Origin of the sequence: Ideonella azotifigens, assembly GCF_021043325.1 — a bacterium.
Taxonomy (GTDB): Bacteria; Pseudomonadota; Gammaproteobacteria; order Burkholderiales; family Burkholderiaceae_C; genus Ideonella; species Ideonella azotifigens.
On record NZ_JAJNKD010000003.1, the window covers coordinates 454,281 to 478,401 of the forward strand.

20 protein-coding genes are annotated in these 24,121 nt (G+C 67.7%); 4 read left to right on the forward strand and 16 right to left on the reverse strand.

Annotated elements, in window-relative coordinates; all coding sequences use genetic code 11:
* Nucleotides 1-36: 36 nt before the first annotated feature.
* From LRH25_RS10145 to LRH25_RS10165, 5 genes are all read right to left on the reverse strand, one after another.
* Nucleotides 37-2,991, reverse strand: coding sequence for a serine/threonine-protein kinase (locus tag LRH25_RS10145; protein ID WP_231011086.1), 2,955 nt, complete (start codon nucleotides 2,989-2,991; stop codon nucleotides 37-39).
* 28 nt (nucleotides 2,992-3,019) lie between these two features.
* Nucleotides 3,020-3,574 (reverse strand): ECF-type sigma factor, encoded by a 555-nt coding sequence (locus tag LRH25_RS10150; protein WP_231011087.1) that lies wholly within the window; start codon nucleotides 3,572-3,574, stop codon nucleotides 3,020-3,022.
* A gap of 93 nt (nucleotides 3,575-3,667) precedes the next feature.
* The gene (locus LRH25_RS10155; RefSeq protein WP_231011088.1) at nucleotides 3,668-4,432 is read right to left on the reverse strand and encodes a hypothetical protein; all 765 of its coding nucleotides are present in this window, start codon (nucleotides 4,430-4,432) and stop codon (nucleotides 3,668-3,670) included.
* A gap of 96 nt (nucleotides 4,433-4,528) precedes the next feature.
* A complete protein-coding gene (locus LRH25_RS10160; RefSeq protein WP_170200845.1) occupies nucleotides 4,529-5,563 on the reverse strand; it encodes a DUF3466 family protein in 1,035 nt (344 codons plus the stop codon).
* Nucleotides 5,564-5,627: 64 nt separating this feature from the next.
* The gene (locus tag LRH25_RS10165) at nucleotides 5,628-6,695 is read right to left on the reverse strand and encodes a DUF3466 family protein (RefSeq protein WP_170200846.1); all 1,068 of its coding nucleotides are present in this window, start codon (nucleotides 6,693-6,695) and stop codon (nucleotides 5,628-5,630) included.
* A 197-nt stretch (nucleotides 6,696-6,892) separates the two neighbouring features.
* Here LRH25_RS10165 and LRH25_RS10170 point away from each other — a divergent pair, with 197 nt between their 5' ends.
* Nucleotides 6,893-7,678 (forward strand): CsgG/HfaB family protein, encoded by a 786-nt coding sequence (locus tag LRH25_RS10170; RefSeq protein ID WP_141287518.1) that lies wholly within the window; start codon nucleotides 6,893-6,895, stop codon nucleotides 7,676-7,678.
* A gap of 48 nt (nucleotides 7,679-7,726) precedes the next feature.
* Here LRH25_RS10170 and LRH25_RS10175 read toward each other — a convergent pair whose 3' ends face one another.
* The 3 genes from LRH25_RS10175 to LRH25_RS10185 form a co-directional block, all read right to left on the reverse strand.
* Entirely contained in the window at nucleotides 7,727-8,806 is a 1,080-nt protein-coding gene (locus LRH25_RS10175; RefSeq protein ID WP_141287519.1) for a hypothetical protein, read from the reverse strand.
* A 169-nt stretch (nucleotides 8,807-8,975) separates the two neighbouring features.
* Nucleotides 8,976-10,523 carry a UdgX family uracil-DNA binding protein gene (locus LRH25_RS10180; RefSeq protein ID WP_141287520.1) on the reverse strand — a complete coding sequence of 516 codons (1,548 nt, stop codon included), beginning with the start codon at nucleotides 10,521-10,523 and terminating at the stop codon, nucleotides 8,976-8,978.
* A 5-nt stretch (nucleotides 10,524-10,528) separates the two neighbouring features.
* Entirely contained in the window at nucleotides 10,529-11,809 is a 1,281-nt protein-coding gene (locus tag LRH25_RS10185; protein WP_141287521.1) for a putative DNA modification/repair radical SAM protein, read from the reverse strand.
* Nucleotides 11,810-12,021: 212 nt separating this feature from the next.
* Here LRH25_RS10185 and LRH25_RS10190 point away from each other — a divergent pair, with 212 nt between their 5' ends.
* The 3 genes from LRH25_RS10190 to LRH25_RS10200 all read left to right on the forward strand — a co-directional run bounded on the left by LRH25_RS10190 (nucleotide 12,022) and on the right by LRH25_RS10200 (nucleotide 14,837).
* Nucleotides 12,022-13,143 carry a hypothetical protein gene (locus LRH25_RS10190; protein ID WP_141287522.1) on the forward strand — a complete coding sequence of 374 codons (1,122 nt, stop codon included), beginning with the start codon at nucleotides 12,022-12,024 and terminating at the stop codon, nucleotides 13,141-13,143.
* Between the two features lie 127 nt (nucleotides 13,144-13,270).
* Nucleotides 13,271-13,690 carry a VOC family protein gene (locus LRH25_RS10195; protein WP_141287523.1) on the forward strand — a complete coding sequence of 140 codons (420 nt, stop codon included), beginning with the start codon at nucleotides 13,271-13,273 and terminating at the stop codon, nucleotides 13,688-13,690.
* Between the two features lie 166 nt (nucleotides 13,691-13,856).
* Entirely contained in the window at nucleotides 13,857-14,837 is a 981-nt protein-coding gene (locus LRH25_RS10200; RefSeq protein WP_231011089.1) for a hypothetical protein, read from the forward strand.
* Nucleotides 14,838-14,859: 22 nt separating this feature from the next.
* Here the strand turns inward: LRH25_RS10200 and LRH25_RS10205 are convergent, their stop codons facing one another.
* From LRH25_RS10205 to LRH25_RS10240, 8 genes are all read right to left on the reverse strand, one after another.
* Complete coding sequence (locus LRH25_RS10205) at nucleotides 14,860-15,987, reverse strand: AgmX/PglI C-terminal domain-containing protein (RefSeq protein ID WP_231011090.1); 1,128 nt, start codon at nucleotides 15,985-15,987, stop codon at nucleotides 14,860-14,862.
* Nucleotides 15,984-16,496 (reverse strand): ExbD/TolR family protein, encoded by a 513-nt coding sequence (locus LRH25_RS10210; RefSeq protein WP_141290260.1) that lies wholly within the window; start codon nucleotides 16,494-16,496, stop codon nucleotides 15,984-15,986. Before LRH25_RS10210 ends, LRH25_RS10205 begins: the two co-directional genes overlap by 4 nt.
* Nucleotides 16,497-16,503: 7 nt before the next feature.
* Nucleotides 16,504-17,049: an ExbD/TolR family protein gene (locus tag LRH25_RS10215; RefSeq protein ID WP_141290261.1), complete on the reverse strand. Its 546-nt coding sequence runs from the start codon at nucleotides 17,047-17,049 to the stop codon at nucleotides 16,504-16,506.
* A complete protein-coding gene (locus tag LRH25_RS10220) occupies nucleotides 17,046-17,732 on the reverse strand; it encodes a MotA/TolQ/ExbB proton channel family protein (protein ID WP_141290262.1) in 687 nt (228 codons plus the stop codon). The genes LRH25_RS10215 and LRH25_RS10220 overlap by 4 nt, the downstream gene beginning before the upstream one ends.
* A 70-nt stretch (nucleotides 17,733-17,802) precedes the next feature.
* The gene (locus LRH25_RS10225; RefSeq protein ID WP_231011091.1) at nucleotides 17,803-18,180 is read right to left on the reverse strand and encodes a hypothetical protein; all 378 of its coding nucleotides are present in this window, start codon (nucleotides 18,178-18,180) and stop codon (nucleotides 17,803-17,805) included.
* Nucleotides 18,180-21,464: a tetratricopeptide repeat protein gene (locus tag LRH25_RS10230; RefSeq protein WP_231011092.1), complete on the reverse strand. Its 3,285-nt coding sequence runs from the start codon at nucleotides 21,462-21,464 to the stop codon at nucleotides 18,180-18,182. The genes LRH25_RS10225 and LRH25_RS10230 overlap by 1 nt, the downstream gene beginning before the upstream one ends.
* 4 nt (nucleotides 21,465-21,468) lie before the next feature.
* Complete coding sequence (locus LRH25_RS10235) at nucleotides 21,469-23,481, reverse strand: tetratricopeptide repeat protein (RefSeq protein WP_231011093.1); 2,013 nt, start codon at nucleotides 23,479-23,481, stop codon at nucleotides 21,469-21,471.
* An 8-nt stretch (nucleotides 23,482-23,489) separates the two neighbouring features.
* Nucleotides 23,490-24,113: an AraC family transcriptional regulator gene (locus tag LRH25_RS10240; RefSeq protein ID WP_231011094.1), complete on the reverse strand. Its 624-nt coding sequence runs from the start codon at nucleotides 24,111-24,113 to the stop codon at nucleotides 23,490-23,492.
* Nucleotides 24,114-24,121: the final 8 nt, after the last annotated feature.

Genomic DNA, 24,121 nt, shown 5'->3' on the forward strand with positions numbered 1-24,121 from the left:
CTATAGCCCACCAGTTGCGTGCATGCACTGATAGTTTCAGCGAGGAGATTTCACCACGTCACCGCGGTGTCTTGCGCGAATGGCTCGCGCCTCTGCTTCCTTTCGTTTGGCATTTTCCGTGTCTTGAATTCTGTCAAGCGCCCGAGCCTGCACGGACAGCAACCGAGCCAATTGCAGGCTGAGGACGGCGTCATACATTCCCCGATACAGCTCCTCTGCATGGGTCAGCGCAGCTGTCGCCGATTTGGCATCTCCCTGTGCAAGCAGGGCCTGACCCAAGGCGAACGAGGCGATACCCTCTGGATATCGAAGGTATGCGCGGTTTGGGTCCTCGTGAATCATTGCCAACGCAGCTTCTGCATCATGCTGCGCAGCGGTAGCGTCCCCGGCGGCCATCTCAAACATCGCTTGCTGAGCCCGCCACCGAGCCGTAGCACTGGGGTCTGGACTCGAAGGGCGCGGGCTCTGGCTGAAATCGTCCAGCGCCTTGTTTGCCTGCCCACTGGCCACCCAAAATGCGCGGCGTGCATTGTTCGCAAATGTGATTTGATGGGTTCGGTTATCCCCAAGCAATTCCCAGCAGCGCTTCACGGCATGTTCAGCTTCGGAGAGCCGGCCGAGGTCAATCAGCGCCTCAGCCCGAAAGGCCTGTAGCGGCCCTTCGTGTTCGACTGCAGGCTGGCCTGTCGCCTGCTGGCGGTGCGCGATCATCCCAAGGCCTTCATTGATGACGGAAAGTGCTTCCTCGGAATGTCCCCAGGCGTTGAGCGCACGCCCGTGGTTTCCCAGAAAAGTAGCCGGGAACAACCCAAGCGGCGTATCAGGAGGGAGTTGCCGCGCCCACTCAGCCGAGGTTCTACTCGCTTCAACCGCCTCTGCGTATTGGCCGCTGATGTAGTGAGAAATCGCCAGTCGGTTATGGATGATGGCCAAATCCTGAGTCGCACCAGCCCCGTCACTCCACAACACTAACGCCCTTTTGTAAGAGGCTTCGGCATCGGCCCTCTGTCCGGCCCGACTTTGAAGATCGGCGAGGTTTGAATAGACATCAACGACATCGTGCCACCCGAGGCTGTGATCCCCTTCGATCATTGAGGCGACTTCTTTCAATGCAGCCTGCGCTTCCGCATTTCGCTCCAATCGCGACAGCACATCTGCCTGGATCCGCAGCGCTTTGACCCGTTGACCTGGGAATTGTTGAGCCGTGGCAGATGTCACCGCACGTTCGGCATACGGTAGAGCCTGCAACGGTGTCTGCCGCTGGTAGGCGTCAGCCAGGGTGACGCCAAGCTCTACGCGCGTGCTTGCGTAATCCGGGTCCAATGGCGGTACCGCATTCATCGAAGCTGTCGCCTCAGAAAGCAGTGACAACGCTTCTTTCTGCTTGTCCCCTGTAACGAAAAACTGTGCTCGTGCGATGAGTGCCTGTGCTACTGCCAAACTGGGTACGCCGTGCAGTTCTCTTGCCAGTGCAAGCCGCTTGTCCGCGAGCGAGTAGGCCTGTTCCTTAAGTTCCATCTCGCCGTAGAGCCCAGCTAGTGTGGCGTAGAGCTGTAGTCGCGCTTCCGGCGCATTGCGCAGGTCGATTTCCAAGCGCGCTGCGCCCTGGTCCAGCAAAGCGCGAGCAGTCATCTCTCGTGCGCGCTTTGGGTCAGCCTGATCTCCTGAGTTGGCCAGGAACACCCGTTCCATGAAGGTCTTCACTGCAGCAGCGGTGGCGGTTTGTGTCCGCGCCTCCGCGGCCGCGCGTCGCGCCTCGTGGGCCTGCCATGCGGAGATGCCAGTGCCGGCGACCAGCGCTGCTACCACTGCAGCCCCTGCTGCCACCTGCAGCCGATGCCGCCCGACGAACTTCGCAGCTCGGTAGGCGATGCGGTCCGGCTGTGCCTGGACCGGCTCGCCGTCCAGCCAACGCCGAAGGTCCTGCGCGAAGGCTTCCATCGTCGGGTAGCGCTCCGCGGCGGACTTCTTCAGCGCATGGTTGAGGATCGCGTCCAGGTCGCCGCGCAGTTGCTTGCGCAGCGCGGGGTCGGTGCTGGCGCTGCTGGCCGATGGCACTTCGGCGCCGGCGATCACTTCCTCCAGCTCGGCGGCGCTGCCGCGCTTGAGGCGGTAGGGGCGCACGTCGGCCAGCACCTCGTAGGCGACGACGGCCATGCTGTAGATGTCGCTCGCCGTGCCCAGCGGCTCGCCGCGGATCTGCTCGGGGCTGGCGTAGTCCAGCGTCAAGGCGCGGCCGGACTGCTCGGTCAGCGCGGTGGCCTGGGTCTGCTCGCCGTCCAGCAGCTTGGCGATGCCGAAGTCCAGCAGGCTGGCCTGGCCTTCGGATGTGACCAGGATGTTGCTGGGCTTCAGGTCGCGGTGCACCACCAGCCGCGCATGCGCGTGGGCGACGGCGGCCATGACCTGCAGCAGCAGCGCCACGCGTTCGCGCAGCGGCAGCGCGTGGTGGCGGCAGTAGGCATCGATGGGCTCGCCCTGCACGTATTCCATCGCCAGGTAGGGGCGGCCGTGGGCGTCCACACCCGCGTCGTAGAGCCGGGCGATGTGCGGGTGGGCCAGCGAGGCCAGGATCTCGCGTTCGCGGGCCAGGCGCTCGGCGAAGGTGTCGCCCCAGGTCACGCGAGGGAGCTTCAGTGCGACCTGGCGCTGCACCAGGCCGTCGGCGCGCTCGGCCAGCCAGACCGAGCCCATGCCGCCTTGGCCGATCGCCTCGATCAAACGATAGGCGCCGACTTCGCTGCCTGGGCCCAGGCCGTGGCCGGGTGCCGAGGACGGCGGCTCCAGCCACGGCAGCGCCGAGAGGAAGTCGCCGGTCTCGATGTCGGCCTGGCGGGCCAGCAGCGCGCCCAGCGCCTCACGGTGGGTGAGCCTTTCGCCGCTGAGCCCGGCCAGCCAGGCCTCGCGGTCCGGCGCGGGCAGGTTCAAGGCTTCGTCGAGCAACGCGCTGAGCGCGGACCACTGTGCCGCAAACGGGGTGAGCGGCTTCATGAAGGGGTCCTGATCGGACGCTGCGGCGTCAGCCCCGCAGCGCGTGCGCCAGCAGCAGCCTGGCCTTGTCCCAGTCCCGGCTCACGGTACGGCGCGACAGCCCCAGCGCCTCGGCGATCTCGGCGTCTTCCATGCCGCCGAAGTAGCGCATCTCCACGACGCGGGCCAGCCGCGCATCCACCGCGTCCAGGTCCTGCAGCGCGGCGTGCACTTCGAGGATCTCGTCGGCCGGATCGGCAATGCTGCCCAGCAACTCGGAGTTGAGCGTCACCTGCTGCACATCGCCGCCGCGCCGGTCGCTCTGCGCGGCGCGTGCGGCGTCCACGATGATGGAGCGCATCACGGCCGCGGCATAGCCCAGGAAATGCGCACGGTCGGAAGGGGCCAGTCGGTCCCGCTGCACGAATTTCATGTAGCACTCGTTGACCAGTGCCGTGGTTTCGATCAGGCCGTCCCGTGCGCCGCGCGACAGACGGCGGTGGGCGATCTGTCGCAGCTCCGGGTACAGCAACTCGAAAATTCGGTCGATGGCAGCGCGGTCGCCTTCGCGTGCGCGTCCGATCAAAAGCGTGACTTCTCCCATGCCGGCGTGTCTTCCACTTGTGGAAGCCGCATGGTATCGAAAACGATACGCGGCCCTGTTTCAGGCAGGGTTGCCCGGTCGTGCCAGCCAGGGTCATGCGTGGGCCGCAGTCCGCGAGGGCGCGAAAAGCAGTGGCACTGCGCAGGCGCTGGCGCAGGCCCACAGCAAGGCCCACGGCGCGCCGATGGGGGCGGCCAGCAGTGCGAAGACCGTGCCGAAAGCCGCCTTGCCAAACAGGCCGCCGACATAGCCGTGCAGGAAGCGCGCCGCTGCGGCCGGGCCGCTGGCCGAATGTTCGACCACCGCGACCGCCCCGCTGATCAGCGGCAGCGAGGCCATCAGCCCGGCGGCAAAACTGCCGATCAGCGGGCCCAGCGTGGTCGTCAACGCGGTGATGCCGCCCACCGCCGTTGCAGCGCAGGCCCGGCTGCAGCGCGAGTCCCGCTGCGCGCCCTTGTGTGCGCCATGCCGCCGGATCGTGTACCAGGCCACTGCGCAACAGCCCAACGCCAGCACCAGCGCGTCTGCCAGCTGCGCGCTGGCAGCGAAGACCGGCCAGGCCAACGCTGCCGCGGCGGCCAGTCCGCCCACCAGCGCCCGCCCCGCGCCGCCACGCTGCGCAAGCAGCGCATACACCATGGCGAACACCGCCAGCATGGCGCAAGCCGCCACGCTGGCGACTGCCGCCTGGGTCGCGAACACCACGCCTTGCTCATGCGCCAGCCAGGCCAGCGTTGGTGCGGTGATGGTCGGCAGCGCTGCTGCAACACCCGCCAGCCGGTGCCCACCATGCCGCACCGCGCCCATCACCAGCCACACCACGGCAGCCGTCAGCACCGCCTTGCAAATCCCGTCCATTCCTGCTCCCCTGTGGACCGGGTCCGATGGACCTGGTCATGGAGGAGAACGAGATTGGCTTGGGAAAAGCGACATCGGCGGCGTGGCCGCCTGCGATCAGGGCTTTGGCGTCAGCAAATACCCGTGTCCATCGGAGCCGGTGGCCAGGATCTGGCCGCCAGCATTGATGCTCATGGCCTGCGTCAGCAGCACACCGGCCGGCAGCGTCGCCAGGGTGTTGAGATCGGTCAGGTCGCTGCAGTCGCCGTTGCAGACGAAAGCGCGGAATTCACCCGATGGATTGGCTTCGAAGATGCCAACGATGGCGCCGGCGTCGTTGAGCCCGTTTGCCATGGTCATCAGCAAATCCTCGGGTGTTCTCAGCACCTCGATCTGCTTGCCTGGATGAATCACAAACGATCGTGTCGGGTGCCCTGAAGCGCTGACGGTGCCGATCACGCTGCCTCGGGGGCTGATGGCATTGACTTGGAAGTTGGATGCATCCTGCAGGGCGTAGCCCACCAAGTTGTAGTCTGGCGGGGACGCGATGAACACTTGGATGGGGTCGGTTTCCTGGCAGAAGAAGTTGCCGGCGATTACGCCCTTGTCATTGACCGCCTGCGCACTGCTGGCGGCGATCGGGCAGTTGCCGAGTACGGTCATCTTCCCGGTGTCGCTGTCGTACCTGAATGCACGGATGTTTTGCGATCCCAGGTCGGTCTCGGCGTAGCCAACCACCAGACCGTGATTGTTGATGGCTAGCGCACCGGCGCTGGCACCTCCCAACGTGCCGATGTCGTGCGGCTCGCTGCCTTGCTTGCCCGAAGCGAAGGCACGCACCTCGCCTCTGGCATCGTTGAACGTGCCGACGATGGCCCCGTGGTTGTTGATCGCATAGGGGCGGAGGTCATCGCCCAACGGCCGCGGGTTTTTCCCGTCCGGGCCGGTGATGAAAGCGCCACTGGCGCCGTCCGGCAAGTTCGAGCTGGTACCGGTGATCCACCCCTTGTCGTTCATTGCGGCGGCTTTGATTGAGCCATTGATGGGGCCGATGTCCTTGACGCTGTAGGTCGGCGCGGCCGACGTGGCCGATTGAGCGAGGCCGATCAGCAGGCCGGCGGCAAGGAGGCGAAGAGACGGGTTTGGATGCATGAAGCTGGTTTGCAGTGGGTGGAGGGTGGGTACTGCTTTCGAGAAAGGGGTGGCCTGGCGAGACTCAGTTCGCAGGCGTGAGCAGGTAACCATGCCCATCCGACCCGCTGGCCAGGATCTGGCCGGCTTGGTTGACGCTGCGGGCGTCAGTCAGCTTGACCCCTTCGGGCAGCGTGGCCAGGCTGTTCAGGTCGGTGAGGTCGCTGCAGTCGCCGCTGCAGACGAAGGCGCGGGCGGCGTTGTCGTGGCCGTCCAGCGAGTGGCCGACGATGGTGCCGGCTTCGTTGCGGGACCAGGCGACGACGGTGGTGAAGTTGCTGGGCGTGGCGAGTTCCTGCATGCCCATGCCGGGGCGGACCAGGAAGGAGCGGGTGCGGGACTTGTGGTCGGAGACATAGCCCAGCACCACGCCTTGCGGGTCGATGCCGGTGACCTGGTAGCCGAAGCGGTCGTCCAGCGCGTAGGGCACGAAGACGTAGTCCGGCGGGGAGGCGACGAACACGCGCACCGAAGGGTCGGGCTGGCAGGCGAAGGTGCCGGCCACCACGCCCTGGTCGTTGATGACCCTGGCGGTGCTGGCGTCTGACAGGCATTGGCCCAGCGGGCGCATGGCTTGGCTGGCACTGTCGTACAGGAAGGCGCGCACGTTCGGCGAGTCAGGCGAGGTTTCGGCGTAACCGACCACCTGGCCCAAGTTGTTGACGGCCAGCGCCTCGCTCTTGTTGCCGCCCAGCGCACCCAGGTCCTGGATGCCCATGCCTTGCTCGCCCGTCATGAAGGCATGCATGCCGCCTTGGCCCATGTTGCTTCGCCCGACCACGACGCCGTGATTGTTCAGCGCGTTGGGCTGGTTGGCCTTGCCGTCAAGCCGTGGCAATGGGCGCATCTTGTTGGCGTTCGGGCCGGTGAGGAAGCCCTGCATCGCCTGGTTCTGACCCTTGGGCGAACGGCCGGTGACCCAGGCCTTGTCATTGAGCTGGACCGGCGTGACCGGGTAGGCGCCCAGCGTGCCGATGTCCTTGGCGGCGTAGGTCGTGTTGGTCGCGAGGCTGGGTGCGAGACTGGTTTGGGCTGAAGCGGAACCGACGCCGATGGACAGCAGCAGGGCGGACAGGAGCAGGCGTTGGGACATGGCAGCCTCGTTCTTTGAATATGAGGATCGCGATTCTGAAGGCCTCGATCTGCCATGAGCCCAGTTCCCCCTAGTGTGTTGATACACCTTGATACACGGTCCCCTCCTAGTGGGGAGAAGGCGCATCGCCGGGCACTGCTAGAGTCCCTGCGCCCGTGCGAGGCGGCTGTCGCCGATGGGTTGTTGCAGGAGAAACGATGTTGCTTTCGCGTGGTGGCCTGCTGGCCGCAGGGCTGGTCTTGGGCTTGGCCGGTTGCGGCAAACAAGGGGTTGAGCTTGGCCAGGGCGGCTCGGTGGTGAGCGGCGGTGGCGGGCCGAATGGCGCGACCAATGCGGCCAAGGCCTTGCTGAAGTGCGACGCGCCGGTGGCCGTTGTTTCGCTGGTCGAGAACCAGGGTGGCTACACCGGCATTGGCCGCGGCGGGCTGCCGGAATCGCCGCTGCCGCTGGTGCGGGTCATCATGCAGCAGAGCGGCTGCTTCCGCATCGTGGACCGCAATGCCGGGCTGAAGTCCACGGTGCAGGAGCAGGAGCTGAAGGACGCGGGCGTGCTGCGCGCGGACGGCAACGTCAAGAAGGGCCGCGGCATCATGGCGCAGTACAGCATCGTGCCCAGCCTGACCTTCTCCGAGCAGGACGCTGGCCGCCAACTCGGCGGCGTGATGGCCGCCATCCCGGTGTTGAACAAATTCGCTGGCGCGGCCGAGCACGTGAAGACCAAGGAGGCCCAGGTCGTGCTGCTGCTGACCGACAACGAAACCACCGAGCAGTTGTCGTCAGCCACCGGTGCCGCGCGCACCACCGACCTGGGCGTGGGCGGGCTGGCGTTCGGCGGCAGCGGCGGCCTTGGCGGCATGGGCTGGAGCAATACCAACGAAGGCAAGGTGATCGCCGCCGCCTTCCTGGACGCGCACAACAACCTGGTGCAGCAGGTGCGCGCGCTGGCGCCCAAGGAATTGCCTGAGAAGGTGAAGACGCGCTGAGGTGCAGGATCGCGTGGCGCGGATGAGTCCACGCCACGCTTTTGATCTCTACTTCTGCTTCAATGGCGTAAGGAGATAGGCTCGTCCATTGGACGCAGTGGCAAGGATTTGCCCCGAACTGTTCACGCTGATCGCCTGATTCAGCACGATGTTATCCGGCAGTTCGACAAGGTCTGTGAGTTCGATGAGATTTGAGCAGGTGCTTTGACAAGCGAAGGCATGGGCATTCATCGTTGGACCATAGGTGTAGCTGTACCAGCCCACGATCAGATCACTATCGTTGATACTCATTGGCGTGATGTACAGCCCGGCTGGCGCGCCCAGATCTTGCATGGGACTGCCATCTCGTGAAATAAATGCACCGGGCATACCTAGCGAATCGCGGAAGGCGCCCACCACTGTGTTGGCATCGTTGATTGCTGTTGCTTGCGCATAGCTGACTGCCAGTTTTTTGTTCAGTAGGCTCTTCGCTTTGTATTCAGGTGGCTTTGCCACATAGGGCAACCAATCTGGATTTGCGTAAGAACCCACGATCACACCGGCTTTGTTGATGGCCATGGCTTGGTGGTTGTTGATGTTCAATACATTCAACGTAACTAATCCACCTTGCGGGTCATACAAAAAGCTTTTGGTGCCTGCCGCCGATTGGTAGTCACCGACCACTTGACCTTTGGCGTTGATCGAATAGGCGTGACCGTATTCCGCGTCGACTGGTATTCCTAGATCTGTTCGACCCTCGCCCTGAATCCCAGTAACAAAGGGCCTTCCTCGTGTGCTGGAGCCTGCAATCATTCCGCGGTTATTTACCGCGTTGACCGACTGGACCGGATCGCCCCCGATGGGATGATTGTTCCTGCCATTCGGCCCTGTGAGGTACGCCGTGTGTCCATCACCGCCGGCGGCGCCAGAACTGGCGATCCAGCCTTTGTCATTCAATCCACCAAGCTGGATGAAGGACACTCCTTGAGGCTCAAAGTCCAAGGCTTCATACCGTGTTTGGGCGTAGGCCGATGTCCCAAGGGCTACACCTGTCAACTCGAGCAAAGTGACCAGCCATTGGCGCTTCCGAAAATTCACTGTTGTTTCCTTGAGTTGTGAGCCTCGAAGATCACACTGTGTGATCAGCATGTTGGGCCGTACTTCTGCAGAGCAGTCTTCTATCACATGAAATGCTGTTTGAGCGTGGTCGGTCCATCCATCAACGGGATGACATGAACCTCCGCCAAGGCTTGCCGTGACGGGGTGTCAACTTGCCGCTCCGTCGCGACGCGACGCGATGGAAATGCTGTGTTTTTGTTCACTCAAGTGCCTGATCCTTCGGAAGGGGACCAGATTGGGGCCTGACCCCAGCAAATGGAGATGCGTGCCGTAGGTCTAAGAGCCACTGTTCAAAGGCCGCGTCATGTTCGCTGATCGGCATGCGCAGCAAGGCCGATGGATGCAGCGTCACCAGCACCGGCAAGCCGTCTGCCCGGGTGAACCACTGGCCGCGGGCGGTGGTCACTTTCACGCCGGGGCCCAGCAGCGCGCGGGTGGCGGTGGCGCCAAGGGCGATGGCGGCTTGCGGTTTCAGCAAGGCGATCTCGGCTTCCAGCCAGTGCAGGCAGGCCTGGGCTTCGCTGAGCGCCGCCGTCTTGTGCAGGCGCCGTTTGCCGCGCAGCTCGAACTTGAAGTGCTTGACGGCGTTGGTGAGGTAGAGCTCGTCGCGTTGCCAGTGCAGCGCTTCGAAAGCCCGGTCCAGCAGCTGGCCGGCGGGGCCGACAAACGGGCGGCCTTGCAGGTCCTCCTGTTCGCCGGGTTGCTCGCCGACGATCATCAGCTGTGCCTCGCGCGAGCCTTCGCCAGGCACAGCTTGGGTGGCGCAGGCGCCGATGGGGCAGGCGCGGCAGCGTTCGGGGCCATCGCGCACGAGGTCCCAGTCGATGGGGGTGCTGGCGGCAATGCCTTCGTGCAGCAAGGTGGGCGGGGAGATCACCAGTGCCGAAGAGGCTGCCGGGCGACGGTGCGCGGGTACCGTGCCGCCTTGATCGACCATGCGGCCGCTGCGCGCCTCGGCCTGGGCCACCAGCGGCTGGATCAGCGCCGCCTCGGGCAGGTTGTGCCAGTAGCGGCGCGGCATCTCCTTTTGCATCGTCTTCAGCTTCAGCCGCGCAGGGTTGAAGATGTGGCCGTAGTAGGTGAGCCAGAGCTGTTCGCCGGCATCGGCCGCGGGGGCATCTTCCCGCTGCGCGCCGGGGCCGAACGCGAGGGCGTGGCCGTCCCAGCGCACGCAGCGCGAAGGCGTCAGGATGGCCCAGCGCATCTGCGCAAAGCGGCGCGCAAAAAACGGCGCGGTGGCTTCGACGATGTGGTGCTCTGGCTCGAACCAGGCGACATGCCAGCGGCTACCGTCCTCTTCCTGCGATGGCCCGTCGGCGGCGAGGGGCCGGAAGCGCACGAAGGCCGTCATCTTGTGCTGCTCGCGTGTGACCGCGCGGGCCATCTGCTCGGCGCGCAGGCGGTCAGCGTCCAGCGGGTCGCTGCGCAGGCCGGGTTCGCGCTGCAGGCGCCACAGCAGCCGGTAGAGCAGCGCGAAGCGGGCGTTGTCGGCATGCAGGGCCACGCTCTCGCAGAGGGGGATGAAAAAGGCCGGCACCGCGAGCGGTGCGGCGTTTTTTCCAGCCGGGTTCACCGCGAATGGCTCACTCGGTTCAGCCAGGGCAAACAGGTCAGCTGAGGCCGCGGTCGCGACCTGCCAGCGCACGCTGTCCGGCGGCACGGCTTGCTGGCACAGGCGCCTTGCAGCGGCACGAAAACCTGCCAGGTCGGCCTCGTGCGCGAGCTGCACGGTGTGATCAAGCGGCATGGCGTTCAGACGACTGCTTCAGCGTCGAACAACGAAGCCTGTTGCGGTGCCGGCCGCAGCCGTGCCGCGAGGTCCTGCGCTTCCAGCAGCGCGCCGGGATGATGGTCCGGCAGCACGACAAACGGCATCACGTTTTTTAGCGGCACGCGCAGCCGGCGCAAATCGTCGGCACGGACCAGGCGGCTGCGCCTGGCGGCCAGCAGTTTTTCAACTGTCTTCACGCCCAGGCCGGGCACGCGCAGCAGCATCTCCCTGGGGGCGCGATTCAGGTCGACCGGGAAGCGCTCGCGGTGGGCCAGGGCCCAGGCCAGCTTGGGGTCCATGTCCAGCGCCAGCATGCCCTGCCCGGCTGGCACGATCTCGTCGTGCGCAAAGCCGTAGAAGCGCATCAGCCAGTCGGCCTGGTAGAGCCGGTGCTCGCGCACCAGCGGCGGTGCCTGCGAGGGCAGGGCGAGCGATGCGTCGGGAATGGGGCTGAAGGCCGAGTAGTACACGCGGCGCAGCCGGTAGGCACCGTAGAGCGTGGCGCTGGTGACCAGGATGGCGCGGTCATCGGTCGCGTCCGCGCCGACGATCATCTGCGTGCTCTGGCCGGCCGGCGCGAAGACCGGCGGTGCCGCGCGTTTGGGCCTCAGTCCGGCCAGCGAGACGACGGCTGGCGGCGGCGCGGCTGCCTCCCTGGCGTCGTCGATGTGCACGCGCAGCCTGGCCATCGAGCGGCGAATGGCCCGGCCGTCCTTCTCGGGCGCCAGCTGAGCCAGGCTTTCCGCGGTGGGCAGCTCGATGTTGATGCTGAGCCGGTCGGCGTAGCGGCCGGCCAGCGCCAGCAGCTCGGGACTGGCTTCGGGGATGGTCTTCAGGTGGATGTAGCCGCGAAAGTCGTGCTCCTCGCGCAGCACCCTGGCCACTTCGACCACCTCGGCCATCGTGTGGTCCGCGCTGCGCACGATGCCGGAGCTGAGGAACAGGCCTTCGATGCAGTTGCGCCGGTAGAAGTCCAGCGTCAGCTGCACCACCTCGTCCACCGTGAAGCGGGCGCGTGGCACGTTGCTGGTCACGCGGTTGACGCAATACAGGCAGTCGTAGAGGCAGTAGTTGGTCAGCAGCACCTTCAGCAGCGAGATGCAGCGGCCGTCCGGCGCATAGCTGTGGCAGATGCCGGCGCCTTCGGTCGAGCCGATGCCGCGGCCGCCGACCGAGTCGCGCGGCTTGCTGCCGCTGGAGGCGCAGGAGGCGTCGTACTTGGCGGCGTCGGCCAGGATGGCGAGTTTGCGTTGCAGGTCCACGGAGCTGTTGGGTGTTTGGGGCTGGATGAATATACAGTTATCGACTGCCGCAGCCTTCCATTCCCCTCCGTGACGCAGGGGCCGGTCTGAACCATGCCTGCTCGGCGGATCACGGCAGACCAGCGGCAGCCAAGCGCGGCCGGATGGCGGATGCGCTGCCGGCGTGCTGCCAGACAATCGTCCGGCGAACGACCACCTTCCTGACCCGACCCATGGCTCAACTGCTTTACAGCGCCAAGACGGCCGATGGCCGCGACCGGCAAGGCTTTGTCGAAGCCGACAGTGCACGCGCGGCGCGCGACCAACTGCGTGCCCAGGGGCTGCGGCAAGTCGTGCTGCACCAGGAGGTGGCGATCAGCCAGGACGAGGCCAGCCTGCAAGGCCTGAGCGCGGCCGACAAGGCAGAACTCGCAAAGCTGCACCTGCACTTCCGCGAGCGGCCCGGCCTGCTGCCCTTGCTGCAGGTCGTGGCGCGCAAGAACCGCGTCTGGCTGATGGTGGACGCCCTGCTGCTGGCGGGCGGCATCTGGGCCCGCAGCCCGGCGTGGATGCTGATCGCCGTGGCCTTGCTGGCGCTGCCGTTCGCCCCGGCCTTGTGGCGCTACCGCCATGCCGACCGTTACCAGCAACTGCTGAAGGCCCATGCACTCGGCCGCTGGCCTGAGATGGTGGGCCTGGCGGGCCGGCTGCGCAGCGCCAGTGAACTGGCCGCGAATCTGGACTTCGACCTGGACGTGCGGATTGCGTCGGTGCGTGCCCGCCAGGGCGACCTGCCCGGCGCACTGGAGGACCTGGCCGACTGGCAGTCTCGGCTGGTCATCCACCCCGGGCTGTATGAGACCCGGCTGGCTGCTGTGTACGCCGCCGGCGGCGACCGTGCGGGGTTTGTGCAGGCCATGGGCCAGGCGCAGGCCTTGTCCGGCGACGAGCCAGCCCGCGTGCTGGACCATGCGCTGGCCCAGGCCCGCTTTGGCGACCTGGCGCGTGCCGAGGCCTTGATGGCCGGCCTGGACCTCTCGCTGCTTCCGCCGATGGCAGAAGGTTTTGTCGCCTGGACCCAGGGGCTGATCGCGATGCGCCGCGGCAGGCCCGGTGCGCTGGGGCTGCTCAGCCAGGCCGTGGCGGCCTTCCTGCAACGCAGCGACTCGCCCGCCGTGTGGACCGCGCTGGCCTTTTGCAGCTGCGACCAGGCCATGGCCCTGCACGCCGCCGGCCAGAAGGCCCAAGCCAAGGCAACGCTGAAAAATGTCATGCCGGTGCTGCGTGCCCATGCAGACGCGCCACTGCTGGCCGTGCTCAGGCGCGACTTCATGGCGGGCGAGTCCGGCAGGTAACCGTCCACGCGCCGGGCAAACCCTTGGTCTAAAACGGCTGAGGCCTGTCGAAACCGCCGGCCCTTGTTCGACGTGGAAATGCAAGCCGTCCCCGGGCTTGCGTTCCCATTCACGTCAAGGAGCCACGATGCCGCACCCCATTGCCTACCTCGCCTTCCCCGGCCAATGCGCCGAGGCCATGCAGTTCTACGCAGGTGTGCTGCAAGGCAGCCTGAAGCTGCTGCGCAACGCCGACCTGCCGGCGGACCAGCGCATGCCGGGCTTCACGGCCGATGCGGTGATGCATGCGGCGCTGACGCTGCCAGGCGGCGGCGATCTGTATGCCGGCGATGTGCCGCCCGGCATGCCGTACGAGGGTGTGAAAGGCGTGTCACTGACCCTGAACTTCGACACGGTGGCCGAAGCCCAGCGCACTTTCGAGGCCCTGGCCGAAGGCGGACGGACCACCATGGCCTTGCAGCCTCAGTTCTGGGCCCGGATCAACGGCATGTTGGTGGACCGCTTCGGCGTGGCCTGGATCGTCAATGGCGAGCTGAATCCGATGTGAGGCGCCTGAAGGCTGGAAAGGCCGGGTGGCGGCCGCGCCGAAGGTGACAGTTTGTGTCAGGTACGCGATCTGCTGATGACGGGCAAACGGCGCTTGCCGCCCCTGTTTGGTCAGCTCTTTTGCGCCCACCTCACGATCCATGGCTTCTTCGATGTTTCGCCCCAAGATGTCCGACGCTCGCGCTCAACAAGGATTTGTCGAGGCGGTCAGCGATCGCCATGCCAGTGACTGGGTGGACATCGACGGGCCGGCAGAGATCGTCTTCGGCAAGGACCTGCCAGTCGCTGCGGCACCTGCGGTGCCGGCCGGCCGGCTGGGGCTGGACCTGGCGACCAAAGCCGAGCTCGAGCGCTTGAGCCTGCGCTGGCGCAAACGGCCGGGTCTGTGGCCGATGCTGCAGGCCGCCTGGCGCCGCCGCCGCGCGGACCGCTACCAGCAATTGCTCAAGGCCGACGCGCTGGGTCGCTGGTCCGAGATGGTGGGCCTGGCCGGAGAGTTGCGCGCCAGTGGCCGCTTCACCAGCCAGCTGGACTTTGACCTGGAAGTGCGCCTGGCCACCTTGCGTGCGCGCCAGGGCGACCTGGACGGCGCGCTGGAAGACCTGGCCCCGTGGCGCAGCCAGCAAACCGAGCGCCCGGGCTCGTATGAGGCGCGGGTGGCGGGGGTGCATGCCGCCGCTGGCAACCGCACGGGCTTCGTGCGCCTGATGGGCAAGGCCCAGGCGGCTTCGAGTGACGAGGCCTCGCGGGTGCTGGACCACGCGCTGGCGCAGGCCCGCTTTGGCGAGCTGGCCGAGGCCGAGGCCTTGATGGCGCGCGTGGACGCCGCACCGGTGCTGCCGCCGCAGAGCGAAGGCAAGGTGCTGTGGACACAAGGGCTGATCGCGATGCGCCGTGGCAGCGCCGACGCCATCCACCTGCTGAACCAGGCCCTGGCCGAGTTCCTGCGCCAGAGCGAGCAGCCTGCCGTGTGGACCGCGCTGGCGCTGTGTGCCTGCGACCAGGCCATCGCGCTCAATGCCGCCGGGGACCGCAACAGCGCCCGCAGCATCCTCAAGCGGGTGGCGCCGGTGCTGCGTGCCCAGGCGGACCGGCCGTTGATGGCCCTGCTCAAGCGCGACAAACTGCTGAGCCGCCGCGAAGGCTGAAACCGCCAGTGGGCGGCTGCCTTCACGACGGCAGGAAGTCCAGCGGGTAGTTGACGCTCATCGGCTCCACGTCCTTGGCGCCGAAGTCGAACTGGCGGATGCGGGCCAGCAGCTTGGCTTCCAGCTCGGGCGCCTTCAGCTCGGTCGAGACGATGCGCAGGCCTTCGACCTGGCCGCTCGGCGCGATCTTCAGCTCCAGCACCACCTTGCCCTGCAGCGAAGGGTCTTCGCGCAGCGCCCGGTTGTAGATCGCGTAGATCGCCCCCTTGTTGCGCTCGAACACCAGGCGCACGTCTTCCAGCGACCGCGCCGCCTTGCCGCCGCCACCGCGCTGCACCGTGCCGCCCTGGCCGTTGCCGGACCCGGTGCCGACGCCACTGCCGGTGCCGCCACCGCTGCCGCCCCTGCCACCCACCCCGGCGCCACCGCCACCCCCGCCGCCAGCCACGCCCGCGACCAGCGTGGTCGACCGGCCGGCCAGGCCGCCGCCGCCGCTGTCGCGGCTGAGGCTGCCGGTGTTGATGCCGCCGCTGCCCTGGCCGGCATTGGCGGTGATCATCGCGCGGGTCGGCAGGCCGGGCTCGGTGCCGGCGCCCACGCCGGGGCCGGTGCCGCTGCCCACGCCTGCGCCGGGCTTGATGTTCTGGTTCAGCTGCACGGCAGTCGGTGCACCATGCATTTCGGCCAGCGTGTCCTTCATCGCCAGCAGGCCCACGCCGGTGGCCTTGCGGCGCGCCGCGTCGATGGCCTCGCCTGGCGGCTTGTCCGGCACTGGGTTGCGGGCCTCGGCAATGATGGGCTTGCCGCCGTCATGCTGGCTGGCGACCTGCGGCTTGGGGGGGGCCTTCGGCGGCACCACTGGTTCCACCGGCTTGACCTCGGCCTTGGCGACCGGCGCTTCGACCTTGGGTTTGACCGCCGGCAAGACCAGCGGCACCGGCTTTTCCAGGATCAGCTTGGCCATGGGCGCCGGCAGCGGCGCAGGCGTAGGCTCGCGCAGGATCTCCGGCGGCGGCAGCACCTGGGCCAGCAGCAGCACCAGCGCGACGATGGCGAGCACCGTGGCCTGGGTGCGCCGGTAGCGGCTCAGGTCATCCGGCGCATGGTCCCAAGCCAGGACGCCTGAACGGAAAGACAGGACCGCGCTCATGACGCACTCCCCACTTTCTGCCGCACCGCAAACGACACGTTGGTGAAGTTCGCGCTGGCGCAGGTGGTCATCACCTTGCGCAGCAGCTGGTAGGGGATGGCCTTGTCGCCCAGGATGGTGATGGCCTGGGATTGGGCCAGCTTCACCGGGTCGTCTGTCTGCACCGGCTTGTGATTGGCCTGTTGCTCGACCAGCTCGGCCTGCAGCGGGGCGATCAGGTCCTCGTTGGATGCCATCACCTCGGGCACCGAGGCGACGACCTTGCTGCCGACGATGATCTCGCTGGCGCTGACCAGCACCATCAGCGTCTCGCGCGGCGAGGTCTCGGCCGCCGATTCGGGCAGCATCACGGCCTTGTTGCTCGGCAGGATGTCGATCTCGGTCGAGTTGGACAGCAGGAAGAAGATCAGGATCGTGAAGACGTCGATCAGCGAGACCAGGTTCATGTCCAACCCGGTCTGGTTGCGCGCCTTGCGGGCGGCGCGTTTTTGCAGCGGCGTGAGTTTCATGCGGGCCTCACTTGCCTTTTTGCGCGGTGGCTGGCGCTGGCGCTGCGGCGCCGGCTGACTTCACCGGCGCGTCGCCAATGGCCAGTGCCGGGAACAGCTCGGTGCTGACCGTGCGGCCGGGGTGGGCCGGGTCTGGCGTGGGCGTGGCGCGCATCGCGTCCATCGCCTGCACCAGCGTTTCGTAAGGCGTGTTGGCCTGGGCCAGCACGCTGGCGGCTTTTTCGTCCGGGAAGCGCTGCTTGATGACCAGCATCTCGGCGTTCAGCGCCTTGAAGTCGTAGGCACCGTCTGCGGTGTTCGGGATGTGCAGGATCAGGCCGCCCACGCGGTCGCCCACGTCCAGCGCGTCCGGTCGGATCACCACTTCGAGTTGCAGCTTGTCGACCTGCAACTGCATCACGCCGGCGGCCGGCGCAGGCAGCGACAGGTCCATCACCGCCAGCTTGGTGAAGACGGCGGTGGACAGCAGGAAGGGCACCAGCACCACGATCAGGTTGATGAACGCGGTGACTTCCAGGTGCGCCGTTTCCTTGCGGAGTCGGCGCACCCTCATGCCGGCCGACCTGCGCTGTCAGCGGTGGCGGGGCGGTTGACGCTGCCTTCGGGCGCCAGGCGCTGCACGACATTCAGGAAGCTGATCTTGGCGGCTTCCAGGCCGTCGACGATCTCGGCGGTGCGGGCCTGCAGGAAAGCGTGGATCAGCAGGAAGGGAATGGCCACCATCAGCGCGACGGCGGTGTTGTTCATCGCGATGGAGATCGAGGCCGACAGCAGCTCGGCCTTCTCGGCCGGGTTCACTTGCGCCACGGCCGTGAAGGCCTTGATCAGGCCCATGATGGTGCCCAGCAGGCCGACCAGCGTGATGACGTTGGCGAAGGTGGCGATGTAGTGGGTGCGCTTTTCCAGGCGCGGCACGATTTCCATCATGCCTTCTTCCATCGCGGCGTCGATGTCGTCGCGCTTGCGCGAGCTTTGCATGCGGGCCAGGCCGTTGTGCACCAGCTTGCCGATGGCCGCGTCGCTCTTGGCGGCCAGGCTGTTGACTTCCTTCCACTGGCCGCCCTGCAGCAGCGGCTGCACCTTCTCCCACAGCTTGCGGTTCTCGCTGCGCGCGCGGCGCAGGAAGATGAAACGTTCGATCGCGATCGACACGCCCAGCGCCATGATCAGCAGGCTGGGGTAGATGAACAGGCCGCAGTCCTGGATGAACTTGATGGCGATACTGATGGCATTCATCGGGAGGCTCCGGGTACAGGCAAAGTCGGGAAGAAAAGAGGAATCTGAATCGGGTCGGCTCGGTGCGGCGTCACTTGGTGGCGTCTGGTTTTGCAGCTGCCTTGGCATCCGGCGCGTTGGCGCCGTAGGCCACCTCGCGGCGGAACACGTCGCGGTCCAGCGGCGCCAGCGCTTCGTCCAGCACGCTGCCGGGCGGCTTGCCGGACAGCGAGGTCGGCACCGGGCGCTTCCACGGCACGATGTAAAGCACCTTGGGCAACTCGCGGTTGCCGATGATCTGGGTCGTCTCCAGGTCGGCGTGGTCGGTGTTGCCACTGTCGGCCGGCGCGGCGGCTGAAGCAGATGCAGCGGGCGCGGCAGCGGGTTTCGCGGACCTGGTTTGGGACCACGCCGGCATGGCGCACGCGGCGGCCAGGCTCAACAAGGTGAGGCAGCGGGCAGGGTGCATCAGGTGGCCTCCTTCTTTGCGGCGCCAGGCGCCGGCTTGCGGTTCTTCAGCTCGGTGACCCACTTGGCCACCGCCGGGTCGCCGGCGGGGGTCAGCGCCAGGTAACGCTGGTACTGGACGAGGGCGCCGGCGGCATCGTCCAGGTACAGGTCCAGCAGCACGCCCAGGTTCAGCGCGGCGTTGGCATGGTTGGCATCCAACGCCAGGGCTTTTTCGTAGGCGGCGCGCGCGTCGGCAAAGCGGCCCATCAGCCGCAGCGTGAGGCCGCGCTGCGCGTGCAGGGTCGCGCTGTCGGGCTTGGCGGTCAAGGCAGCATCCCCACTGGCGAGTGCCTCGGCCAGTTGGCCGGCCTCGCGCTGCCGTGCGGCCTCGGCTGCCTGGGGCGGCAGTGCGCTGAGATCGTCGTTGCTGCGTTCTGCCTTGCCGTAGCGGGCCGGGCGCAGCGTGCGCAGCGCGGCAAAGCTGCGCTTGACGCTGTCGTCGTACAGGCCTTGCGTGCTGCGCTGGACGTTGAGTGTGTGCAACTCGGCGGCCTTTTCCTCGAACGGGAAGGCCTGCTCCTCCAGCAGCACGTCGTACTGTTCGCGCTCGGTCTTCGAGAGCTTCTTGGGCCGCTCGGAGCTGAGCATGGCCTGGCCGAAGTCCTGGTAGAGCATGGCGGTCTGGTAGGTCGCGGCAGTCACGGTGTCAGCCACCCCGTCTTCGGTCGCCAGGGCATAAGCCTTGAGCGCTTCGTCGAACCTGCTCTTCTTCAGCTTCAGCGCGGCCTGCAGCGGCTCGACCAGCGCGACCTGCCGGTAGCGCGCCGCCACCGGCTCGGCCAGTGCCAGCGCCGCCTGCGCGGCCAGCGCGCGGGTGCGCGGCGTGCGGGCGCTGCCGCCGGCGCGGTCGGCCTGCAGGATCTCCTGCTGCCAGGCCAGTGCGCGCGTCGGGTTGCCGGCGTTCAGCTTGACCAGGTGCGCGCGGGCTTCGATGGCCGCGTCCAGCGGTGCGGGGTACTGGCGCACATAACGCTCCCAGGCTGCAGCGGCCTGCGGGGCGGCCTGGGCCTTCTCGTACAGCTCGGCGGCCTGCCAGCGCGCGGCGCGGGCCAGCTCGGCGTCCGGCGTGGCGGCGGCCACGCGCTCGGTCTCGGCGGCTGCTTCGGCCCAGCGGCCCAGCTCGGTGTAGGCCAGCGCCAGCTTGGGCGGCAGGTCCTTCTGCAGCGCATGGTTCGGGTAGCGCTGGCGGAAGTCTTCCAGCAGGCGCACGGCACCTGCCCAGTCCTTTTGCGCCAGGCGCGCGGCGGCAGCGTCGTACTGCGCATTCACGCGCACGCTGGACGACGGCGCGGCTTCGGCCACGCGCTCGAAGTGGTTGGCGGCCTCGGCGCTGCGGCCGGCGGCGCGGGCCTGGTCGCCTTGCTGGTAGATCGCGGCAGCCAGGCGTTCGGCCAGGCCGCTGCGTTCTGCGGCATTGGCGGCCGTCAGCGCCAGGCTGTCGCGGTAGGCCTTCTCGGAAGCGGCGTAGTCCTTGGCGTCGAACGCTGTCTGGCCGAGCACGGTGAAGGCGACGCGGCGCTGTGCGTCGGGTGCGGCGGGTTGCAGCGCGAGCAACTGGCGGGCGGCGTCGGCAGCGGCGGGGGCGTCGCCCAGGCGCAGCAGCGTGTCGGCGGCGTTCGCCAGCACGGCCGGCGTGCGCGAGTCGGCCGGGTAGCGCTTGGCAAAACGCAGGCCGCTGGCGACGGTTTCGCGTTGCAGCGTGGTGCGCTGGTCGTCGCCTGCCAGTTTGGCCTGCTCGGCGTGGGCCAGCAGGCCGGCATAACCGGCGTCGGCATTGCCGGGGGGCACGGCAACCGGCGCTGAGGCCGCGGCGGCGGGTGCGGGCGCTGCGGCATAAGCCACGCGCTCGTATTCGGTCGCAGCTTCGGCGAAGCGCTTGTTCTCGAACAGCAGCTCGGCCAGCAGGAAGCGGTTGCGTGCGGCTTCGGCGTCGTCCGGGAAGGCGGCCAGCAGCGCGCGGTACCACTGCACGGCTTCGGTGACGGCGGCGGTGTGCTGCGCGGCCAGCTCGGCGTCGGTCGGGCCGCGGTTGGCCGCGGTGACGGGGGCTGGCTTGGCCTGGGCCAGCGCATGGTAGTGAGCGGCCAGTGCGGCCAGGTGGGTCTTGACCAGCGGCTGGGCCTGCTTCCACGCGACGGGGTTGGCCTTCTCGAAGGCGCTGCCCGGGCCGTACAGGCCGACAAAGGCCTTCTTCTCGGCCAGGGCCTGCTGCGCGAAGCCGGCTTTTTCGTAGATCTCGATCACCCGGGCCTGCAGCACCGGTGCCTGGCCGTGCTGCGGGTGCAGGCGGGCGAAGGCGAGGTAGGTGTCGGCGGCGTCCTTGGGGCGCTCCTGCTTCAGGTACAGCGCGGCCAGTTGCTGGTACAGCCGCACCTCGTAGCTGCGGCGTGCGTCGCTTTGAATCAGCGCCGGGATGCTCTCAGCGCCCTGCAGGTTCTGCAGCGCCAGGCTGGTGACGCGGAAGCTGTCTTCGACCAGTTCGCGGTCGGCGCGGGTCAGGTCGGGCAGTTTTTCCAGCGGCACGTCGTCGGGCTTGCCGGCGAGGCGGCCGTCCAGCACGCCGAGGAAGGAGGCCAGGGCCTGGTCCAGTCGGCCCTGCTTGAACTGGGCCCAGCCCTGCATGTAGAGCGCGCGCTCGCGGTACGGGTTGTCCTTGGCACCGGCCAGCACGGTGGCGTAGGCGGTCTCGGCGGCCGGGTACTGGCGCGCGGTGAACAACTGCTCGCCGCGGCGGAACTCGGCCTCGTCGCGGTAGCGGGTCTGCGGGTACTGGGCGACCAGCCGGTCCAGCACCTTTTGCGCGGATTCGAGGTCGCCTGCCTGCTCATGCGCGCGGGCCAGCTGGTACAGCACCTTGTCGTTGCCGGGGTCCTGCGGGTAGGCGCGCAGGTAGTCCTGGTAGCGGGTGATGGCGGCCTTGTATTCCTGGGTCGCTTCGGGGCCGCTGGCGGCGGCCGCGACACGGTCGCTGCGGTCCATTTCCAGGTCGCCCAGGCGGCGCAGCGCTTCGGCGCGCTGCTTGGGCGTGGGGCCGGCGGCCAGCAGCGCGGTGTAGGCGGCGATCGCCTGCGACTCGCTGCTCTTCATCGGCTGGCCACCCACCGGCACATCCACCGTGCGGCCCGCCAGCGCCTTCAGCGTGGGTTCGTTGTCGGGCGAGCTGGGCTTGGTGCCACAGGCACTCAGCAGCACGGCGAGCGCGGCCAAAACGGCGGTCCCCAGGGGCGTGCGCAGGAGGTTCATGGCGTCAGGGCTTGGCATTGGCACCTTCGGGCTTGGCAGGGCCGTCGCCGGTGCCGGGGGTGCGTTCCAGTGCCTGGTCGTGCAGTTGGGCAAGCGCGAAGCGCGCCTGGGTGGTGTAGCCGGCCAGGCGTTCCTTCTGCTGCTGCAGCGAGGCAATCGCCATGGTCTGCAAGGCCTGCTGCTGCACGCCGCTGAGGGCCGCGACCTGCGGCGCGAGTTGTTCGACGCGGCGGGCCATCACCTCCAGCCGCTGGCCCAGCGAGTCCAGGCGCTGGCGTTCGCTGCCTTCTGCTTGCAGCAGTTCCTCCAGCCGGCGGCCGGCGGTGTCCAGTTCCTTGCCCAGCTGCTGCAGGCCTTTGCGGGCCTGCCAGGCGCGCTCGGGGTAGGCCTCGGCCAGCTCCCAGCTCAGCACGCCCGAGAGCAGGCGCAGGCGCTCGCGCTGGGCTGCCGTGTCGGGCGCATCCGGTGCGGCGGCAAGACGATCCAGCGTGTCACGGGCGGTGCCGGCGCGGCCCAGCAGGCTGCGCTGCCGAGCGTCGGCGAAGGCCAGGCCGTCGCCATCGGTGGTGGCCTGGGCCAGCTCAGCGCTCAACTGGTCTCGCAGCTGCTTGCGCGGGGCGAGGTCAATGCCACCGGTCTGCGCGTGCAGCACTGGCAGGCGTTTGTCGAAGAACTCGCGGCGGTGGTCCAGCATTGCGCGGTAGCTGGCCAGCTTGCTGCGCCAGTCGGCCAGGTTGGCCTGCAGGAAGCGCAGGTCGCGGTGGTTCTTGAAGGCTTCCTGGAAATCGTTCTGCGCCATCACCAGGCGCAGGTGGCCGGCGGCCGGCATCTGCGGCAGGCGAGAGATCTGGCGCAGTGCGCCCATCTCCTCGCCGGGGTTCAGCGTCAGCAGCGCGTCCAGCCAGCCGGGATTGCGCAGCGCGGCGATCGACTCGTCGAGCTGCTGGTCGGACTGGGCATACTGGCCCAAGGTCTGCTCGTATTGCGCGGCCGCCGGCGCAATGGCGCCGAGTTCGGTCAGCGCGTACGGCATGGCCAGGCGGGCTTCCAGCACCGCGGCGTCGTCGCTGTCGCGCTTGGCCAGTTCGGTCCAGGGCACCAGCGCCAGCTTGGGCTGCTTGAGCGACAACGCGGCCCAGCCGAAGCCCAGCAGCGCCTTGTTCGAGGCGGGGCCGTTCAGGCGCACGCGCTCCAGCCATTTGCGGGCGTTTTCCGGTTCCTCGGCCTGCAGTGCGCTGTAGCCCAATGCGACGTTGGCCTGGTCGCGCAGTGCGCGCATTTCCTCGTTGCCGGCGGCTTGCTGGCCGAGTTCGTCGAGGATCTTCACGCCGGAGTCGCGCTGGCCGCTGCGGATCAGCGCCACGCCCAGGTTGAAGCGGGCATAGCGGGTGGCGCGGTCGGTCTCGTCGTCGGCGTACTGCTGGCCGAACCAGCCCAGTGTCCAGACAGACGCCCAGCCGGACGCCCGGGCGGCAGGCTTGCGTTCGGCCAGTCCACGCAGCGCGTCGGCGGCGGGGCCGTACTGGCCCAGCGCCATCTGCACCTGGGCCTGCAGCAGCGCGTGGTCGTCTGCCAGCTGCGGCGGCAGCGGGCCGTCGATGCGGGCCAGTGCATCGGCCGCCGGCTGGACCAGGCCGCGCTGGTAGCGGATCTTGGCCAGGAAGTACCAGGCGCGGCGGCGCGTGGCCGGATCGGTGCCGCGCTCGACCAGCCGCTCGAAGACCTGGGCGGCCTGGCGGTGCAGGCCGTAGGACAGCAGCAGCCCGCCGCGCAGCACTTCGGCCTCGTCGTCATGCGGGGCGACGCGGTGCAGCGTCTGCGAGACCATCAGGCCGGTGACCGCGGTGAAGTACTGGTCCTGGAAAAAGTAGAACAGCGCGTCGCCATAGTGCGGGGCCTGCACGGTGATGGTGGGCGATGGCGCCTCGGCGGCCAGCGAGCCGCACGGCAGCATGCTGCCCAGCGACGCGCTGCAGGCCGCGGCCGCCGCCCAGCGGCGCAGCAAGAGAGATTTCACGACCGCCGTCACTGCCAGACTTTGACGTCGAACACCGGCTGCAGCGTGCGCGCCGAGTCCTTGATCTGCAGCTCGACGTACTTGGGCTCACTGCCCTTCTCGAACTTCAGCGTAGTGCCGCGCCTGTAGTCGCGTTCGTGCGGGCCCTTGCCGACGAAGATGGCCACCAGCGTGTGCTCGCCGCTGCGCAGGTTGCCCAGATAGAGGCGTTGCACGCCACCGCGCCGCAGCGCCACCAGCTCGCGCTCGGTGTAGAGGTGGTTGCCGACTTCCTTGCCGTCCAGCAGCACCTGCACCGAGTCCAGCAGGAACAGGTCGCCGACGTCGCTGGAGACGAACACGGCCACCTGCGTGCTGGCCGGGAACAGCAGTTCCTCTTCGAGCAGCAGCAGGTCGCGGTTGAGCTGGATCACGTCGGACTTCAGGCTTTCGACGCGCGCGTCCAGCGCCACCGGGTCGGACGGGGCGGATGCAGCGGTCGCGGGCACAGCGGCTGCAGCAGGGTCCACAGCAGGAGCAGAAGCCGCCGCCTCGGGCGCGGTGGCTTGCGACCAGCTGGTGAGAGGTGCGGCCAGGGCCAGCAGGCAGCCGGCGGCAGCCAATGCCTTGCGCAGCGCTTGGGGGAAGGTCATGGGCATCA